The sequence below is a fragment of the Mesorhizobium sp. CA4 genome, assembly GCF_020165075.1.
Classification (GTDB): Bacteria; Pseudomonadota; Alphaproteobacteria; order Rhizobiales; family Rhizobiaceae; genus Mesorhizobium.
This window is the reverse complement of sequence record NZ_JAIUHK010000067.1, coordinates 1-18,122: the sequence shown is the minus strand read 5'-3', so window position 1 is coordinate 18,122 and position 18,122 is coordinate 1. Positions and strand designations below refer to the sequence as shown.

14 protein-coding genes and 1 tRNA gene are annotated in these 18,122 nt (G+C 62.9%); 13 read left to right on the top strand and 2 right to left on the bottom strand.

Annotated features, from left to right (window positions below):
• The 13 genes from LB528_RS29755 to LB528_RS29695 all read left to right on the top strand — a co-directional run.
• Positions 1 to 504: EF-Tu/IF-2/RF-3 family GTPase (locus tag LB528_RS29755; protein ID WP_263487547.1), on the top strand; the 504-nt coding region annotated here is incomplete at its 5' end.
• A gap of 172 nt (positions 505 to 676) precedes the next feature.
• Positions 677 to 2,314: a hypothetical protein gene (locus LB528_RS29750; RefSeq protein WP_411962294.1), complete on the top strand. Its 1,638-nt coding sequence runs from the start codon at positions 677 to 679 to the stop codon at positions 2,312 to 2,314.
• A gap of 202 nt (positions 2,315 to 2,516) precedes the next feature.
• Positions 2,517 to 3,002, top strand: a complete 486-nt coding sequence (locus LB528_RS29745) for a group II truncated hemoglobin (RefSeq protein WP_224717204.1) — start codon at positions 2,517 to 2,519, stop codon at positions 3,000 to 3,002.
• A gap of 135 nt (positions 3,003 to 3,137) precedes the next feature.
• Positions 3,138 to 3,213, top strand: a tRNA-Trp gene (locus tag LB528_RS29740).
• Between the two features lie 348 nt (positions 3,214 to 3,561).
• Positions 3,562 to 3,765: a preprotein translocase subunit SecE gene (gene secE, locus LB528_RS29735; protein WP_095765634.1), complete on the top strand. Its 204-nt coding sequence runs from the start codon at positions 3,562 to 3,564 to the stop codon at positions 3,763 to 3,765.
• Between the two features lie 27 nt (positions 3,766 to 3,792).
• Positions 3,793 to 4,320: a transcription termination/antitermination protein NusG gene (nusG, locus tag LB528_RS29730; RefSeq protein WP_224717203.1), complete on the top strand. Its 528-nt coding sequence runs from the start codon at positions 3,793 to 3,795 to the stop codon at positions 4,318 to 4,320.
• Between the two features lie 211 nt (positions 4,321 to 4,531).
• Positions 4,532 to 4,960 (top strand): 50S ribosomal protein L11, encoded by a 429-nt coding sequence (rplK, locus tag LB528_RS29725; protein ID WP_041003120.1) that lies wholly within the window; start codon positions 4,532 to 4,534, stop codon positions 4,958 to 4,960.
• A 4-nt stretch (positions 4,961 to 4,964) separates the two neighbouring features.
• Positions 4,965 to 5,663, top strand: coding sequence for a 50S ribosomal protein L1 (gene rplA, locus LB528_RS29720; RefSeq protein ID WP_224717202.1), 699 nt, complete (start codon positions 4,965 to 4,967; stop codon positions 5,661 to 5,663).
• A 385-nt stretch (positions 5,664 to 6,048) separates the two neighbouring features.
• Positions 6,049 to 6,567 (top strand): 50S ribosomal protein L10, encoded by a 519-nt coding sequence (gene rplJ, locus LB528_RS29715; protein WP_224509794.1) that lies wholly within the window; start codon positions 6,049 to 6,051, stop codon positions 6,565 to 6,567.
• Between the two features lie 54 nt (positions 6,568 to 6,621).
• The gene (gene rplL / locus LB528_RS29710; RefSeq protein ID WP_140755767.1) at positions 6,622 to 7,002 is read left to right on the top strand and encodes a 50S ribosomal protein L7/L12; all 381 of its coding nucleotides are present in this window, start codon (positions 6,622 to 6,624) and stop codon (positions 7,000 to 7,002) included.
• A gap of 270 nt (positions 7,003 to 7,272) precedes the next feature.
• Positions 7,273 to 11,409, top strand: a complete 4,137-nt coding sequence (rpoB, locus tag LB528_RS29705) for a DNA-directed RNA polymerase subunit beta (RefSeq protein ID WP_224717201.1) — start codon at positions 7,273 to 7,275, stop codon at positions 11,407 to 11,409.
• A 184-nt stretch (positions 11,410 to 11,593) separates the two neighbouring features.
• Positions 11,594 to 15,790: a DNA-directed RNA polymerase subunit beta' gene (gene rpoC / locus LB528_RS29700; protein ID WP_224509800.1), complete on the top strand. Its 4,197-nt coding sequence runs from the start codon at positions 11,594 to 11,596 to the stop codon at positions 15,788 to 15,790.
• A 79-nt stretch (positions 15,791 to 15,869) separates the two neighbouring features.
• Positions 15,870 to 16,535: an O-methyltransferase gene (locus LB528_RS29695; RefSeq protein ID WP_224509803.1), complete on the top strand. Its 666-nt coding sequence runs from the start codon at positions 15,870 to 15,872 to the stop codon at positions 16,533 to 16,535.
• A gap of 33 nt (positions 16,536 to 16,568) precedes the next feature.
• On the opposite strand, the gene LB528_RS29690 is transcribed toward LB528_RS29695, so the two are convergent.
• Positions 16,569 to 17,498, bottom strand: a complete 930-nt coding sequence (locus LB528_RS29690; RefSeq protein ID WP_224717200.1) for a Gfo/Idh/MocA family protein — start codon at positions 17,496 to 17,498, stop codon at positions 16,569 to 16,571.
• 79 nt (positions 17,499 to 17,577) lie between these two features.
• A complete protein-coding gene (locus LB528_RS29685; protein ID WP_224717199.1) occupies positions 17,578 to 17,859 on the bottom strand; it encodes a transcriptional regulator in 282 nt (93 codons plus the stop codon).
• Positions 17,860 to 18,122 lie beyond the last annotated feature (263 nt).

The window sequence follows — 18,122 nt, the reverse complement described above, 5'->3', positions numbered from 1 at the left end:
GTGACCGGCCGCGTCGAGCGCGGCGTGGTCAAGGTCGGCGAGGAGCTGGAGATCGTCGGCATCCGTCCGACCGTCAAGACGACCTGCACGGGCGTGGAAATGTTCCGCAAGCTGCTCGATCAGGGCCAGGCCGGCGACAACATCGGCGCGCTCTTGCGCGGCATCGACCGCGAGGGTGTGGAGCGCGGCCAGGTTCTGGCCAAGCCCGGTTCGGTCAAGCCGCACAAGAAGTTCGTGGCCGAAGCCTACATCCTGACCAAGGACGAGGGCGGCCGTCACACGCCGTTCTTCACCAACTACCGTCCGCAGTTCTACTTCCGCACGACGGACGTGACGGGCATCGTGACGCTGCCGGCCGGCACCGAGATGGTGATGCCCGGCGACAACATCACCGTCGACGTCGAGCTGATCGTGCCGATCGCGATGGAAGAGAAGCTGCGCTTCGCCATCCGTGAAGGCGGCCGCACCGTCGGTGCCGGCATCGTCGTCACCATCAAGGAATAATCGATCCGGCTTTGCCGGTTCGGCAGGAAAGGGCGGTCCTCGGGCCGCCCTTTTTCTTTGGCAGCAGTATTGGCCTGACCTGCTCAATTCTATTGCAAGCACCGTCACCGTAACTAGTATGGGTGTACCGAGGGGCTTGCCAGACGTGGTTTCAACATTCCGTTCAAAGACCATGCGGTGTTGGCGCGAGCTGCTTCGGCTGGGATTGGGCGCTGCCGCAGGGCTGGCCACCCTCAACGCCGCCGCGAAGGAGATACCTCCGGACTACGGCCCGGCGATGCGTTTCGTCGTCGTGCGCAGCAGCGCGCCGGGCTGCGAGCCGAACTGCCCGGAATGGATTTCTGCCGAAGGCACGATCGAGGCCGGCACGCCGGCGCTACTGAAACGCCTGCTGAAGACGCTCGGCGGGCGGCAATTGCCCATCGTCGTCAATTCTCCCGGCGGCAATGTCGATGCCGCGCTGCAGCTTGGCCGCATGGTCCGCAAGAACAAGCTCGATATCGCGGTCGGCATCACGGAGTTTTCCGGCTGCTCGCCGGGGACGAAGAATTGCCGGGACAATGACGGTAAGGACCAGCCCTATTCCGGCGTCGCTTATGACAGCGGCGCGATGTGCAATTCGGCCTGTCCGCTGATGTTTGCCGGCGGCATCCGCCGCGTGGTCGGCGAATGGGCCTATCTCGGCGTCCATCAGATCACCACCACCTACCAGCGCGAGAAGCTGCTCTACCGAACGACCTATCGGATCGTGAGCGGCAAGAAGAAGATCGTCAGCACCAGGGTCGTCAGTCGCAAGAGCGCCGGCAGCTACAAGACCTATGAGATGAGCAAGGCAGTCGAGAAGCGGCTGTCGGCCTATCTGAAGGAGATGGGTGTCGAGCAGGGTGTGCTCAGCGTGATGAAGGCGACGCCTGCCAGCGACATCAGGCAGATCGAGCCCGAGGACATGCTGGAGATGAAGCTCGTCACCAGCCTGGATTCGCTCGATCTGCTGACCGAGAAAGCCATCTGCCAGCGCCAACCGGCGCCGGCGAATTGTCGCGAGATTCCCACCAACGGCGCGCCGGCCGCGGTCGCAGCCGTCGAAACCGGGCGTTCACCCATTGCCCCTGTTCCCGCACCCGCGCCGCAGGCCAACGAAATGCGCTTCGTCCTTGTTCGGGGCAGCAATCCGCTTTGCAATCCCGATTGTCCGGAATGGATTTCGGCGGAAGGCAGGATCGCGGCAGGTACCGCCGACAAGTTGCGCCAGCTGCTCGATACGATCCGGGAGCGCCGGTTGCCCATCATCGTCGACTCGCCGGGTGGAGATGTGCAGGCTGCGCTTGCCGCAGGCCGGCTGATCCGCGAGCGCAGGATGGACGTCGCGATCGCGCGAACGGATTTTCTCGATTGCGATCCGGGCGAAGTCGGGTGCGTCGCACCTGACGGGTTCCATACCGGCCTCACCATCGATGCAGGCGCCGAATGCGATGCGGCTTGCGCGGTGATGATCGCCGGCGGCGTCCGGCGTTTGGTCGGCGCCAATGCGAATTTCCTGGTGCATTCCATGGGCATGGAAGACAAAGTCAAGGCGTATCTTGACGAGATGGCGATCGGCTCAGGCTTTTTCGTTGCCATGCAGTCTGCCGAATATGCCAAGCACAGGGAACTCAGCCGGGACGAACTGAAGACATTCGGACTGACGACCGGGCCACAATCGGTGGACGCGCTGACCGGCGCCACCATTTGCAGATCCGCGCCCAGGCCGGACAATTGCCGCGTTCTTCCGGCCGCCGATGCCGAGGCGAAGGCGCCGGCGAAACTCTAGATCAGGATGGCGTTTCGTTGAATCGCCATCCTGATCTAACTCTTTGTTGGAGCATGATCTTCTCCAAAAAACCGGTTCCCACTTTTTGCATTCGCTGACCTTCGGTTCGGGATCATGCTCTAGCTGCGCACTGGCCATCGAGGCAGGTTGAGCGGGGCAGGGCGCTGACGCTATCTTGCTGTATGCACGGGGAGGAGCGGCGATGAGCGAGGACATCCCGACTTTGTACGAATGGGCCGGCGGCAGCGAGGCGCTGAACCGGCTGACACGGACCTTTTACGACAAGGTGGCGGCGGATCCGATCGTCGGTCCGGTGTTCGAGCACATGTCGCCGGATCACCCGGCGCATGTCGCTGCCTTCATCGGCGAAGTCTTCGGCGGGCCGAAGACCTATAGCGAGACGCATGGCGGCCATCGCGAAATGGTGATGCATCATCTCGGCAAGCATCTGACCGAGGAGCAGCGCCGCCGCTGGATCAGTCTCCTTGCCGACGCGGCGGATGAGGTCGGCCTGCCCGACGACCCCGAGTTCCGCTCCGCCTTCATGGGCTATGTCGAATGGGGATCGCGGCTGGCGAAGATGAATTCGAATCTGGGCGAGACCTGCGATCCCGAGACCGAGCCGATGCCGGCCTGGGGCTGGGGAGTGCCGGGCGGACCTTACAAGCCGCCAGCCGGGAAGTCGTAGGCGCGGGCGCCCGCGATCGATTGCAGGCAGCTGCGCGATTCAGATTTCTGGCAAAGCTTCCAAAACGGCATCGGAGTGCTCTTTACAGAGCGCACGGAAGCTTTTAGGAAGCGCCTGCGCCGAACAAGCGCATGCACGGGCATAGCTCAGTTGGTAGAGCGGCGGTCTCCAAAACCGCAGGTCGTAGGTTCGAGCCCTGCTGCCCGTGCCATCTTTCCAAATGCCAAACGAGGCCTCCGCGGTTGAAAATCGGCGGGTGGCTTGCCACATGACGCAAATTGGGGCATAAGCCCCGTATAGCCGGGACGGGACGACTGGATGGTTCCGAGGCGGCGTTGAGACATAAAGCGGACCCTTGCCACTTGCGTGGATTAAGAATCGGTTTTATGTAGACAAGACAGACACGCGACGCGTGGAGCTGGGAAGCCGGCTTTACGCGTCTGATTTGCGTGGGTGAAATAGCGGCGCTGATTCGCGCCGCATAGAGCCCAGGCGGCACGTCCCGGTCAGCGGGATCATCCAGGAGGCCCGGCCAACGGGTCTCGAAAACAGGCGGCGCATGGCTTCGAAAACCACTAATCCCTTCACCTTTCTCCAGCAGGTTCGCGCGGAGACGGCCAAGGTGACATGGCCTTCGCGGCGCGAAACCATGATCTCGACCGTGATGGTCCTGATATTCGCGGTGATCGCGATGCTGTTCTTCTTCGCTGCCGATATTCTGATGGGCTATGCGATCGAGTGGATCCTGGGTCTCGGGCATTAATTCGGCGGTTTACGGAGAGGTCGTGAAATGACTGCGCGGTGGTATATCGTCCACGCCTATTCGAACTTCGAAAAGAAGGTCGCCGAGGACATCGAGAACAAGGCCAGGCAAAAGGGCCTGTCGGGGGACATCGAACAGATCGTGGTCCCGACCGAGAAGGTCGTCGAGATCCGTCGCGGCCGCAAGGTCGATGCCGAGCGCAAGTTCTTCCCGGGCTATGTGCTCTTGAAGGCCAATCTGACCGATGCCGTGTTCTCGCTGGTCAAGAACACGCCGAAGGTCACCGGCTTCCTGGGCGACTCCAAGCCCGTGCCGATCACCGAGACCGAGGCGCAGCGCATCCTGAACCAGGTCCAGGAAGGCGTCGAGAGGCCGAAGCCTTCGGTCACCTTCGAGATCGGCGAGGCGATCCGCGTTTCGGACGGTCCGTTCGCGTCGTTCAACGGCGTCGTCCAGGAAGTGGACGAGGAGCGGGCCCGCCTCAAGGTGGAAGTTTCGATCTTCGGGCGCGCCGTGCCCGTCGATCTGGAATTCGGACAGGTCGAAAAGGGCTGATCCGTAAGCCGCGCCGAAAGGCGTGGCATACCCGCGCCGCAGGGCGTCGGGTTCCCTGCTCCGATAGGTGCCAGGGGCGGTTGCTTAAAGCGCCGCATGAACGGGTGGGAGGCGAAGGCGGCATAGCCGGCCGTCGGAACCGCACCACCAGACTGCAACCGCCGGCGTTCCCCGGATAAAGGGGCCGGCATGAGAAAAGGCAGGAACAGAGATGGCTAAGAAAGTTGCAGGCCAGCTCAAGCTCCAGGTTGCCGCGGGCTCGGCCACGCCGTCGCCCCCGATCGGCCCGGCGCTTGGTCAGCGCGGTATCAACATCATGGAGTTCTGCAAGGCGTTCAACGCGCAGACCCAGGAGATGGAGAAGGGGTCGCCGATCCCGGTCGTCATCACCTATTACCAGGACAAGTCGTTCACCTTCGTCATGAAGACGCCGCCGGTGAGCTACTTCCTCAAGAAGGCCGCCAACCTGAAGTCGGGCTCCAAGGAGCCGGGTAAGTCAAAGGTCGGCACGATCAGCCGCGACAAGGTGCGCGCGATCGCTGAGCAGAAGATGAAGGACTTGAACGCAAACGACGTCGAAGCGGCCATGCGCATGGTCGAGGGCTCCGCCCGCTCGATGGGCCTGGAAGTGGTGGGCTAAGATCATGGCAAAGATTGCAAAGCGTGTTGCCAAGAGCCGCGAAGGCATCGATCCGAACAAGGCTTACGCCCTCAACGAGGCGCTGCAGCTGCTCAAGGACCGGTCCACGGTGAAGTTCGACGAGACCGTCGAGATCTCGATGAATCTCGGCGTCGATCCGCGTCATGCCGACCAGATGGTCCGCGGCGTGGTCAATCTGCCGAACGGCACCGGCCGCTCGGTGCGTGTCGCGGTGTTCGCCCGTGGCGACAAGGCCGAGGAAGCCAAGGCCGCCGGCGCCGATATCGTTGGCGCCGAGGACCTGGTCGACATCGTCCAGAAGGGCACGATCGATTTCGATCGCTGCATCGCGACCCCGGACATGATGCCGCTGGTCGGTCGTCTGGGTAAGGTGCTCGGCCCGCGCGGCATGATGCCGAACCCGAAGGTCGGCACCGTGACCACCGATGTGGCCACAGCCGTCAAGGCTTCGAAGGGCGGCGCCGTCGAGTTCCGCGTCGAGAAGGCCGGTATCGTCCAGGCCGGCGTCGGCAAGGTCTCGTTCGACGTCAAGGCGTTGGAAGAGAATGTCCGCGCCTTCGCCGATGCGGTGAACAAGGCGAAGCCCGCGGGCGCCAAGGGCAACTACGTCAAGAAGGTGTCGGTCACCTCGACGATGGGCCCTGGCCTCAAGCTCGACATCGCGACGCTCGCCGCGTCGTAAGTGTCGTCTGACCGGGTTTAAGGCCGGTCATTGAAGAATTCCGGACCGCCGATCCGTCGGCGGCCCGGTACCCGGGAGCCGAGAGGTTTCCGGATATCCTGTCCGAGATTGCAGGCGGCCAGCCTTGTTCAAAAAGGGGGCCTTAATTCATGTGGGCCTGCATGAGACGGGTGAAGACCCGACAAAGGAGCCAGTGCTCCAATGAAAGGTTCGAACCGTGTTTGCCTTTTGTCAGCACATCGCCGGCTTGCCGTCGGTGTGGCGAAAAGGGGGCAGGATCCTCGAGCGCCGTTCGGGAGATCCAGGATTTTGGATGGCCCGGCCGGCAAAAGGCAACCCGACTTCTGACCTCGAGAATGAGGCAGGGGTCAACTGGAGATAGGCAGTGGACAGAGCGGAAAAGCGCGAACTCGTCACGGGCCTGAACGAAGCGTTCTCGAACGCGGGTTCAGTCGTCGTGGCCCACTACGCCGGTATCACCGTGGCGCAAATGAACGACCTTCGGTCGAAGATGCGCGCCGCCGGTGGAACCGTCAAAGTCGCGAAGAACCGTCTCGCCAAGATCGCTCTTCAGGGCACGGACTCCGCATCGATCATCGATCTGTTCAAGGGACAGACGCTGGTCGCCTATTCGGAGGATCCGGTTGCGGCGCCGAAGGTCACGTCCGATTTCGCCAAAGGGAATGACAAGCTGATCATTCTCGGCGGCGCGATGGGCCCGACCTCGCTCAACGCCGATGGTGTCAAGGCACTCGCCACGATGCCGTCGCTCGACGAGCTGCGCGCCAGGCTGGTTGGCATGATCGCCACGCCGGCAACCCGGATCGCCCAGATCGTCAATGCGCCCGCGGCTTCGGTCGCGCGTGTCATCGGCGCTTACGCCCGGAAGGACGAGGCGGCATGAGGCCGTTCCTCGCTGTCAACAACACACGTTCGAACCAACTAAAGGAATATCAAAATGGCTGATCTCGCGAAGATCGTAGACGACCTTTCGAAGCTGACCGTCCTCGAGGCGGCTGAGCTGTCGAAGCTCCTGGAAGAGAAGTGGGGCGTTTCGGCCGCCGCTCCGGTGGCTGTTGCCGCCGCTGGCGGTGGTGCTGCCGCTGCCGCTGCTCCGGTTGAAGAGAAGACGGAATTCGACGTCGTTCTCGCCGACGCCGGCGCCCAGAAGATCAACGTCATCAAGGAAGTCCGCGCCATCACCGGCCTTGGCCTCAAGGAAGCCAAGGACCTGGTCGAAGCGGCTCCGAAGCCGGTCAAGGAAGGCGTTTCCAAGGCCGACGCCGACAAGTTCAAGGCTCAGCTGGAAGCAGCTGGCGCCAAGGTCGAGCTGAAGTAAGCCTGTTAGGCGAGGGCGGACGGTCTCGCGCCGTCCGCTTCCTCCCTTGACGAAAGGGAGGCTTTGTTGCGCGAGGCGTTTGAAAACCTCTTTCCTGAGGGCCGAAAAGCGGCCTTCCGGAAACGGGTTTTCTCCCGTTTTAGCCGGTACCCCGCCAAATGAGTGGCAAGGGCGGCCGGAAAAACAGATAGGGGCAGCCGCCGAGGCTGCCCGTTGGTGCAAGGCGAGCCGCGGCGAGGTTCGTCCCGAGTTTAGAGCTAAGGAGCGACGATGGCCCAGACCCAGACTTTCAATGGCCGCAGACGCGTACGCAAGTTCTTCGGAAAGATCCCGGAAGTTGCGGAGATGCCGAACCTCATCGAGGTTCAGAAGGCATCCTATGACCAGTTCCTGATGGTGGACGAGCCCAAGGGCGGCCGTCCGGACGAAGGACTGCAGGCCGTTTTCAAGTCGGTCTTCCCGATCTCCGACTTTTCCGGCTCCTCCATGCTGGAGTTCGTGAAGTATGAGTTCGAGGCACCGAAGTTCGACGTTGACGAATGCCGTCAGCGCGACCTGACCTATGCTGCGCCGCTCAAGGTGACGCTGCGGCTCATCGTGTTCGATATCGACGAGGATACCGGCGCGAAGTCGATCAAGGACATCAAGGAGCAGGACGTCTATATGGGCGACATGCCGCTCATGACGTCGAACGGCACCTTCATCGTCAACGGCACCGAGCGCGTCATCGTCTCCCAGATGCACCGCTCGCCGGGCGTCTTCTTCGACCATGACAAGGGCAAATCGCACTCGTCGGGCAAGCTGCTGTTTGCCGCGCGCGTCATCCCCTATCGCGGCTCGTGGCTCGACATCGAGTTCGATTCCAAGGACGTCGTGCACGCCCGTATCGACCGCCGCCGCAAGATCCCGGTGACGTCGCTCTTGATGGCGCTCGGCATGGACGGCGAAGAGATCCTGTCGACCTTCTACAACAAGATCACCTACAAGCGCGCCGGCGACCACTGGCGCATTCCGTTCAACGTCGAGCGTTTCCGCGGCCTCAAGGCCGTCGGCGACCTGGTCGACGCCGACACGGGTGAAGTCGTTGTCGAGGCCGGCAAGAAGATCACCGCCCGCCAGGCCCGCCAGCTCGGCGAGAAGGGTCTCAAGGCCATCAAGGCGACCGACGAGGATCTGCTCGGCAACTACCTTGCCGAGGACATCGTCAACTACGCGACCGGCGAGATCTTCCTCGAAGCCGGCGACGAGATCGACGACAAGACGCTGAAGGTCCTGCTCGGCACCGGCGAGGACGAGATCCAGATCCTGGACATCGACCACGTCAATGTCGGCGCCTACATCCGCAACACGCTCAATGTCGACAAGAACGAGAGCCGCCAGGACGCGCTGTTCGATATCTACCGTGTCATGCGTCCAGGCGAGCCGCCGACGCTCGAGACCGCCGAAGCCATGTTCAACTCGCTGTTCTTCGACAGCGAGCGCTACGACCTGTCCGCTGTCGGCCGCGTCAAGATGAACATGCGCCTCGAGCTCAAGGCCGAGGACACCGTGCGCGTGCTGCGCAAGGAAGATATCCTGGCCGTGGTCAAGACACTGGTCGAGCTGCGTGACGGCAAGGGCGAGATCGACGACATCGACAATCTCGGCAACCGCCGCGTGCGTTCGGTCGGCGAGCTCATGGAGAACCAGTACCGCGTCGGCCTGCTGCGCATGGAGCGCGCGATCAAGGAACGCATGTCCTCGATCGAGATCGACACGGTCATGCCGCAGGACCTGATCAACGCCAAGCCGGCCGCGGCGGCCGTGCGCGAGTTTTTCGGTTCCTCGCAGCTGTCGCAGTTCATGGACCAGACCAACCCGCTGTCGGAGATTACCCATAAACGCCGCCTGTCGGCGCTTGGGCCGGGCGGTCTGACCCGCGAGCGCGCCGGTTTCGAGGTGCGCGACGTGCACCCGACGCATTACGGCCGTATCTGCCCGATCGAGACGCCGGAAGGCCCGAACATCGGTCTGATCAACTCGTTGGCCACCTTCGCGCGCGTCAACAAATACGGCTTCATCGAAAGCCCGTACCGCAAGATCGTGAACGGCAAGCTGACCAATGAGGTCGTCTACCTGTCGGCGATGGAAGAGGCCAAGCACTATGTCGCGCAGGCCAACGCCGAGCTCGATAAGAATGGCAGCTTCGTCGACGAGTTCGTCATTTGCCGTAACGCCGGCGAAGTGATGATGGCGCCGCGCGAGAACGTTGATCTTATGGACGTCTCGCCGAAGCAGATGGTGTCCGTCGCGGCGGCGCTCATCCCGTTCCTCGAGAACGATGACGCCAACCGCGCGCTGATGGGCTCGAACATGCAGCGTCAGGCCGTGCCGCTGGTGCGCGCCGAAGCGCCGTTCGTCGGCACCGGCATGGAGCCGGTCGTCGCCCGTGACTCGGGCGCGGCCATCGGCGCCCGCCGCGGCGGCGTGGTCGACCAGGTGGACGCCACCCGTATCGTCATCCGCGCCACGGAAGATCTCGATCCCGGCAAGTCCGGCGTCGACATCTACCGGCTGATGAAGTTCCAGCGTTCGAACCAGAACACCTGCATCAACCAGCGTCCGCTGGTGCGCATGGGCGACCGCGTCAACAAGGGCGACATCATTGCCGACGGCCCGTCGACCGAGCTCGGCGATCTGGCGCTCGGCCGCAACGTGCTGGTCGCGTTCATGCCGTGGAACGGCTACAACTACGAGGACTCGATCCTGCTCTCCGAGCGCATCGTGGCCGACGACGTCTTCACCTCGATCCACATTGAGGAGTTCGAGGTCATGGCGCGCGACACCAAGCTCGGGCCGGAGGAAATCACGCGCGACATTCCGAACGTTTCGGAAGAGGCGCTGAAGAACCTCGACGAGGCCGGTATCGTCTATATCGGCGCGGAAGTGCAGCCGGGCGACATCCTGGTCGGCAAGATCACGCCGAAGGGCGAAAGCCCGATGACGCCGGAAGAAAAGCTTCTGCGCGCCATCTTCGGCGAAAAGGCCTCGGACGTTCGCGACACCTCCATGCGCATGCCTCCGGGCACCTTCGGCACGGTCGTCGAAGTGCGCGTCTTCAACCGCCACGGCGTGGAGAAGGACGAGCGCGCGATGGCGATCGAGCGCGAGGAGATCGAGCGTCTGGCGAAGGACCGCGACGACGAACAGGCGATCCTGGATCGCAACGTCTATGCGCGTCTCTCCGACGTGCTGGTCGGCAAGGAAGCGATCGCAGGACCGAAGGGCTTCAAGAAGGGCTCGAAGCTGTCGAAGGACACGCTCGACGAGTATCCGCGTTCGCAGTGGTGGCAGTTCGCTGTGGAGAACGAAAAGCTCCAGGGCGAGCTCGAGGCTCTGCGCGGCCAATACGACGAGTCCAAGAAGGCGCTCGAGCAGCGCTTCATGGACAAGGTCGAGAAGGTGCAGCGCGGCGACGAAATGCCTCCGGGCGTCATGAAGATGGTCAAGGTCTTCGTGGCGGTGAAGCGCAAGATGCAGCCGGGCGACAAGATGGCCGGCCGTCACGGCAACAAGGGTGTCGTGTCGCGCATCGTTCCGGTCGAGGACATGCCTTTCCTCGAGGACGGCACGCATGCCGACATCGTGCTCAACCCGCTGGGTGTGCCGAGCCGCATGAATGTTGGCCAGATCCTGGAAACGCATCTGGGCTGGGCTTGCGCAGGCATGGGCAGGAAGATCGGCGAGCTGATCGACGCGTATAAGGGTGGCGGCGACATCAAGCCGCTGCGCAAGACGCTGGAAAGCTTCATGCCGGCCAACGACCGCAACGAGCCGATCCGCGAGTATGACGACGAGAGCATCGTTCGCCTGAGCGAGCAGATGCGCCGCGGCGTCTCCATCGCGACCCCGGTGTTCGACGGCGCGCATGAGGCCGACATCAACACCATGCTGGAGCAGGCTGGCCTGCACACCAGCGGTCAGTCGCAGCTCTATGACGGCCGCACCGGCGAGCCGTTCGATCGCAAGGTGACGATGGGCTATATCTATATGCTCAAGCTGCATCACCTGGTGGACGACAAGATCCACGCGCGTTCGATCGGTCCGTACTCGCTCGTCACCCAGCAGCCGCTGGGCGGCAAGGCGCAGTTCGGCGGCCAGCGCTTCGGCGAAATGGAGGTCTGGGCGCTCGAAGCCTACGGCGCAGCCTACACGCTGCAGGAAATGCTGACGGTGAAGTCGGACGACGTCGCCGGCCGCACCAAGGTCTACGAGGCGATCGTGCGCGGCGACGACACGTTCGAGGCGGGCATTCCGGAGAGCTTCAACGTTCTCGTCAAGGAAATGCGTTCGCTCGGCCTCAACGTGGAGCTGGAGAACACCCAGGTCGAAGAGACCCCGACGCGTCTGCCCGACGCGGCCGAGTAAGCCTGTGGCGCGCCGCGCTCAAAGACGCGGCGTGCCCCGAGCATGATCCCGAAAAGTGGCCACCGGTTTTCGGCCAGATCATGCTCAACCAAGAAATCTTCGGCCGGTTCGACCGGCCATTCTGCGGACAAGTCGTCCGCGATCGATGCAAGGGGTTATCGAGGACCCCGAAAAGGAGAACGGCATGAACCAAGAGGTCATGAATCTCTTCAACCCGCAGGCGCCTGCGCAGGTGTTCGATTCCATCCGGATCTCGCTTGCCAGCCCAGAGAAGATTCTTTCCTGGTCGTTCGGCGAGATCAAGAAGCCGGAGACCATCAACTACCGCACCTTCAAGCCGGAGCGTGACGGCCTGTTCTGCGCGCGCATTTTTGGCCCGATCAAGGACTATGAGTGCCTGTGCGGCAAGTACAAGCGCATGAAGTACAAGGGCGTCATCTGCGAAAAGTGCGGCGTCGAAGTCACGCTGTCGCGTGTTCGCCGCGAGCGCATGGGCCACATCGAGCTCGCCGCGCCCGTCGCCCATATCTGGTTCCTGAAGTCGCTGCCCTCGCGCATCGGCACGCTGCTCGACATGACGCTCAAGGATATCGAGCGCGTGCTCTACTTCGAAAACTACATCGTCACCGAGCCCGGCCTCACCGCGCTGAAGGAGAACCAGCTCCTCAGCGAGGAAGAGTACATGCTTGCGGTCGACGAGTATGGCGAGGACTCTTTCACCGCCATGATCGGCGCCGAGGCTATCCATGACCTGCTTGCCGGCATGGACCTGGAGAAGATTGCCGGCGACCTGCGTTCGGAGCTGGCTTCGACCACCTCCGAGCTCAAGCAAAAGAAGTACTTGAAGCGGCTCAAGGTCGTTGAGAACTTCATGGAATCCGGCAACCGTCCGGAATGGATGATCATGAAGGTGGTTCCGGTGATCCCGCCGGACCTGCGTCCGCTGGTTCCCCTGGACGGCGGCCGCTTCGCCACGTCCGATCTCAACGATCTCTATCGCCGCGTCATCAACCGCAACAACCGCTTGAAGCGGCTGATCGAGCTGCGCGCGCCCGGCATCATCGTGCGCAATGAAAAGCGTATGCTGCAGGAAGCCGTCGATGCGCTGTTCGACAACGGCCGTCGCGGCCGCGTCATCACCGGCGCCAACAAGCGCCCGCTGAAGTCGCTGTCCGATATGCTCAAGGGCAAGCAGGGCCGGTTCCGCCAGAACCTGCTCGGCAAGCGCGTCGACTATTCCGGCCGCTCGGTCATCGTGACCGGTCCGGAGCTGAAGCTGCATCAGTGCGGTCTGCCGAAGAAGATGGCGCTCGAACTCTTCAAGCCCTTCATCTACGCCCGTCTCGACGCCAAGGGTTTCTCCTCGACCGTCAAGCAGGCGAAGAAGCTGGTCGAGAAGGAGCGTCCGGAGGTCTGGGACATCCTCGACGAGGTCATCCGCGAGCATCCGGTGCTGTTGAACCGTGCGCCGACGCTGCACCGCCTCGGCATCCAGGCGTTCGAGCCGACCCTGATCGAAGGCAAGGCGATCCAGCTGCATCCGCTGGTCTGCACCGCCTTCAACGCCGACTTCGACGGTGACCAGATGGCGGTCCACGTGCCGCTGTCGCTGGAAGCGCAGCTTGAAGCCCGCGTCCTGATGATGTCGACCAACAACATCCTGCACCCGGCCTCCGGCGCGCCGATCATCGTGCCGTCGCAGGACATGGTTCTCGGTCTCTACTATCTGTCGATCGTCAACCAGAACGAGCCGGGCGAAGGCATGGTGTTTGCCGACATGGGCGAGCTCCAGCACGCGCTGGAAACCAAGGCCGTGACGTTGCACGCCAAGATCAAGGGCCGCTTCCGCTCCGTCGACGCCGAAGGCAAGGTCGTGTCGAAGATCTACGACACCACGCCTGGCCGCATGATCATCGGTGAGCTTCTGCCGAAGAACGTCAACGTTCCGTACGACATCGCCAACCAGGAGATGACCAAGAAGAACATCTCCAAGATGATCGATACCGTCTACCGCCACTGCGGTCAGAAGGAGACGGTTATCTTCTGCGACCGCATCATGGCGCTCGGCTTTGCGCATGCCTGCCGTGCCGGCATTTCGTTCGGCAAGGACGACATGGTCATTCCGGACACCAAGCTGAAGCTTGTTTCCGACACCGAGGCTTTGGCCAAGGAATACGAGCAGCAGTACAATGACGGCCTGATCACGCAGGGCGAGAAGTACAACAAGGTCGTCGACGCCTGGGCCAAGTGCTCGGAAAAGGTCGCCGACGAGATGATGGCGCGCATCAAGGCGGTGGAGTTCGAGGACAACGGCCGTCAGAAGCCGATGAACTCGATCTACATGATGTCGCATTCGGGCGCGCGCGGTTCGCCCACCCAGATGCGTCAGCTCGCCGGCATGCGCGGCCTGATGGCTAAGCCCTCGGGTGAAATCATCGAGACGCCGATCATCTCGAACTTCAAGGAAGGCCTCACCGTGCTCGAGTACTTCAACTCGACCCACGGCGCCCGCAAGGGTCTGGCCGATACCGCCTTGAAGACGGCGAACTCGGGTTACCTCACCCGCCGTCTCGTCGACGTGGCGCAGGACTGCATCGTCAATTCGCTGGATTGCGGCACCGACAAGGGCCTCACCATGCAGCCGATCGTCGATGCCGGTCAGGTTGTCGCCTCGGTTGGCCAGCGCGTGCTCGGCCGCACCGCGCTCGACGACATCAACCATCCGGTCAGCGGCGAACTGCTGGTGAAGGCCGGCACGCTGATGGACGAGCGCGACGTGGAGCAGATCGAGAAGGCCGGCGTGCAGTCGGTCCGCATCCGCTCGGCGCTGACCTGCGAGGTCAGGACCGGCGTGTGCGCGGTCTGCTACGGACGCGACCTGGCCCGCGGTACCCCTGTCAACCAGGGCGAGGCCGTCGGCGTCATCGCGGCGCAGTCGATCGGCGAGCCGGGCACCCAGCTCACCATGCGTACCTTCCACATGGGCGGCACGGCGCAGGTGGTGGATTCCTCGTTCCTTGAAGCCTCCTATGAGGGCAAGGTGCAGATCCGCAACCGCAACGTGGTGCGCAATTCGGAAGGCCAGCAGATGGTCATGGGCCGCAACATGGCGGTGCTCATCCTCGATGAGACCGGCAAGGAGCGCGCCACGCACCGCGTTGCCTATGGTTCGCGTATCTTCGTAGACGACGGCGACAAGGTAAAGCGCGGCCAGCGTATCGCCGAGTGGGATCCCTATACCCGCCCGATCCTTACCGAAATCGAGGGTCGCGTGGCGTTCGAGGACCTCGTCGACGGCATCTCCGTTCAGGAAACGGCCGACGAGTCGACCGGCATCACCAAGCGTGAGGTCATCGACTGGCGTTCGACGCCGCGCGGCAGCGACCTGAAGCCCGCGATCGTCGTCCAGGACGCCAAGGGCAAGGTCGGCAAGCTGTCGAAGGGCGGCGATGCGCGCTTCCTGCTCTCGGTCGAGGCCATCCTCTCGGTCGAGCCAGGCGCCCATGTGAAGCCTGGCGACGTGCTGGCGCGTATCCCGATGGAAAGCGCCAAGACCAAGGACATCACCGGTGGTCTGCCGCGCGTTGCGGAACTGTTCGAGGCTCGCCGTCCGAAGGATCACGCCATCATCGCCGAGATCGATGGCACGATCCGCTTCGGCCGCGACTACAAGAACAAGCGCCGCATCATCATCGAGCCGCATGATTCGACGCTCGAGCCGGTGGAGTACCTGATCCCGAAGGGCAAGCCGTTCCATCTCCAGGACGGCGACGTCATCGAGAAGGGCGACTACATCCTCGACGGCAATCCGGCGCCGCACGACATCCTGGCGATCAAGGGCGTGGAGGCGCTTGCCTCGTACCTCGTGAATGAAATCCAGGAGGTCTACCGTCTGCAGGGCGTGTCGATCAACGACAAGCACATCGAGGTGATCGTTCGCCAGATGCTGCAGAAGGTCGAGATCACCACGCAGGGCGACTCGACCTACATCCCGGGCGACCACGTCGACGTGATCGAGCTGGAAGAGGTCAACGAGCGCCTGATCGAGGACGGCAAGAAGCCGGCCGAAGGTCAGCCGGTGCTGCTCGGCATCACCAAGGCCTCGCTGCAGACGCCGTCCTTCATCTCGGCCGCCTCCTTCCAGGAGACGACCAGGGTGCTCACCGAGGCGGCGGTTGCCGGCAAGACCGACATGCTGCAGGGCCTGAAGGAAAACGTCATCGTCGGCCGCCTGATCCCGGCCGGCACCGGCGGCACGATGAGCCAGATAAGGCGCATCGCCACCTCGCGCGACGAGCTCATCATCGACGAGCGCCGCAAGGCCTCCGGTGTCGAGGTCGCCGAGCCGATGCTGACCGACATGGTCAACGCCGCGCAGTAAGCGGCATGATATGACAAACGAAGAGAAGGGGCCCACGCGGCCCCTTCTTGCATTTTGGCTTCACCAACGAGGAAGAGCTATGAGCAGCAAGATCTGGACGGCCGTCGACGAATACATTGTTTCCTCTCTTTTCGAAGCGGATCCCGTGCTGGATGCAGTGCTAAAGGCCAACCGCGATCAGGGCCTGCCGGCGATCGACGTCTCGGCCGCGCAAGGCAAGCTGCTGTCGCTGCTAGTGCGCATCCGCGGCGCGAGAACCGTGTTGGAGGTCGGCACGCTGGGCGGCTACTCGACCATCTGGATGGCGAGGGGATTGCCGGCGGACGGCAAGGTCGTGACGCTGGAGCTAGACCCGCACCACGCCAAGGTCGCGCGCTCGAATTTCGAGCGGGCAGGGGTTTCCGGCAAGGTCGACCTGCGGGTCGGTCCCGCGCTTCAATCTCTTGCCGCATTGGCGGACGAAAATGCCGGTGCGTTCGACTTGATTTTCATCGACGCCGACAAGCCCAACAACCCGAATTATCTGAACTGGGCGATGAAGCTGTCGCGCTCGGGCACGGTCATCGTCTGCGACAACGTCATCCGCGACGGCGCGGTCGTGAAAAAGAATAGCGGGGACGCCAATGTTGAAGGCGCTCGCGAGGCGTTCTCGTTTATCGGCGGCGAGAAGCGGCTGGACGGCACCGCCATACAGACCGTCGGCACCAAGGGTTATGACGGTTTTGCCATCGCGATCGTCGCGTGAGATTGCCGTTCGCCTCGACGCTTTGCCGCTGCCTCAGTCGAAAAACGCCTCGACCACATTGCGCTTGCCTAGCATGAAGGCATCGGCGACGTGCTGCAGCGGCGCGAGATCGACATCGGAAATGCCTGCGCGAACGATCTCGGCGAAGCGCTTGTAGAGCATCGGATATTCGGCCTCCGGCTCGTCGTGGATGGTCTTGCCATCGACGGCGAGCTTGGCGCCGCCGCCGGACAACACCATCCTGCCCTTGTCGGTCTCGGCAACGATGTCCCAGCTTTGCGGGCCGGTCTGCAGCCAGTCGAGATCCATCATCACCGGCAGGCCGTTCGAGGTGCGGAAGGCGACATGCGCCGCGACCGGCGCCGCGCGGTTCTCGGGAAAATCGAGCACGGCCGAAGTGATGAACATCGGCGGCAGGATATGCGTGGCGATCGACAGTGCGTTGATGCCCGGGTCGAACACCCCGAAGCCGCCGGGCTCCCAGATCCATTCCTGGTTCGGATGCCAGCGGCGTACGTCTTCCTTCCAGTTGATGGCGGCCGAGGTCAGCCTGGCCGAGGCGAGAAAGCTGCGCGCGGCCTCGACGGCCGGCGCATAGCGGGAGTGCCAGCTGGCGAAGAGCGAGACACCGTTCTTGTCGGCAAGCGCCTTGAGGTGCTCGACCTCGCTCACCGTCGCGCCCGGCGGCTTTTCGAGGAACACGTGCTTTTTCGCTTCCAGCGCGGTGCGCGCGGCGTCGTGGCGGAACTGCGGCGGCATGCAGAGCGAGACGGCTTCCAGGCTGGGCTCGGCCGCAAGCATCGCCTCGACGCTGGGGTAGTTTGCGATCCCATCGACCTTGCCGTGGCGGCTCGCCGCAGCGACGAGATTATAGGCGTCGTCCTTGGCGACCGCCGGCAGGTGCTGGTCGCGAACGATCTTGCCCACGCCGACGATGCCGAGCTTGATGGGTGTACTGGTCATGAGAACTCCGGAGAGAAGAAGAATGGCTGGTCAGGTTGTTTTTAGGTGGGGCGGGAGAGGGATGTTCAGCCGCAGGCGGTTAGGACGGCTCGTCGAAGGCGACGATCGAAACCTCGCCTTCGAGTGCGCCCTGATAGGCCGACAGATGCGGCTCCTCGTCGGGCTCGCCTTCCATGTCGCCGATCTGGTCGAGCTCGGCCTCCGCGAATCCTTCCGCCGCGAGCGATTCGAGCGCGCGGCGCACGGCAGAATCATCGTCGGGCGCCACCAGCATCACGTGCACGCCTTCCGGCTTGCCGCCTTTCTTGCGCCAGACCCGTCCGGTGATGATGGTGACCGGCCGTTCGTCATTGTCGTTCACGGGCTGATTCCTCGTTTTACCGGGAGATTATCCGGCTCAAGCTGCCTTTTGACATGAAGCAGGCCGGGAAGACAGCCGCAAGCCGGTCACTTTCTTCCTCGCTCTTGAAAAGAGGCGCAAGAAAATTACATGCTTTTTTCGCATGGCTGCCCAGCCTCCGGTTGGGCGCAATATTTGCCGCTTCGGGGTGTCGGTAGCTAATCAAGTTGTCCGGTTTGGTAGCACATCATTTGTCCGCTTCAGTTTGCGTCGAAGCGGTTCAC

Coding starts and splice junctions, on each gene's coding strand:
- LB528_RS29750 (WP_411962294.1), top strand. CDS start 677: ATGCGGTGTTGGCGCGAGCTGCTTCGGCTGGGATTGGGCGCTGCCGCA.
- LB528_RS29745 (WP_224717204.1), top strand. CDS start 2,517: ATGAGCGAGGACATCCCGACTTTGTACGAATGGGCCGGCGGCAGCGAG.
- secE (WP_095765634.1), top strand. CDS start 3,562: ATGGCTTCGAAAACCACTAATCCCTTCACCTTTCTCCAGCAGGTTCGC.
- nusG (WP_224717203.1), top strand. CDS start 3,793: ATGACTGCGCGGTGGTATATCGTCCACGCCTATTCGAACTTCGAAAAG.
- rplK (WP_041003120.1), top strand. CDS start 4,532: ATGGCTAAGAAAGTTGCAGGCCAGCTCAAGCTCCAGGTTGCCGCGGGC.
- rplA (WP_224717202.1), top strand. CDS start 4,965: ATGGCAAAGATTGCAAAGCGTGTTGCCAAGAGCCGCGAAGGCATCGAT.
- rplL (WP_140755767.1), top strand. CDS start 6,622: ATGGCTGATCTCGCGAAGATCGTAGACGACCTTTCGAAGCTGACCGTC.
- rpoB (WP_224717201.1), top strand. CDS start 7,273: ATGGCCCAGACCCAGACTTTCAATGGCCGCAGACGCGTACGCAAGTTC.
- rpoC (WP_224509800.1), top strand. CDS start 11,594: ATGAACCAAGAGGTCATGAATCTCTTCAACCCGCAGGCGCCTGCGCAG.
- LB528_RS29695 (WP_224509803.1), top strand. CDS start 15,870: ATGAGCAGCAAGATCTGGACGGCCGTCGACGAATACATTGTTTCCTCT.
- LB528_RS29690 (WP_224717200.1), bottom strand. CDS start 17,498: ATGACCAGTACACCCATCAAGCTCGGCATCGTCGGCGTGGGCAAGATC.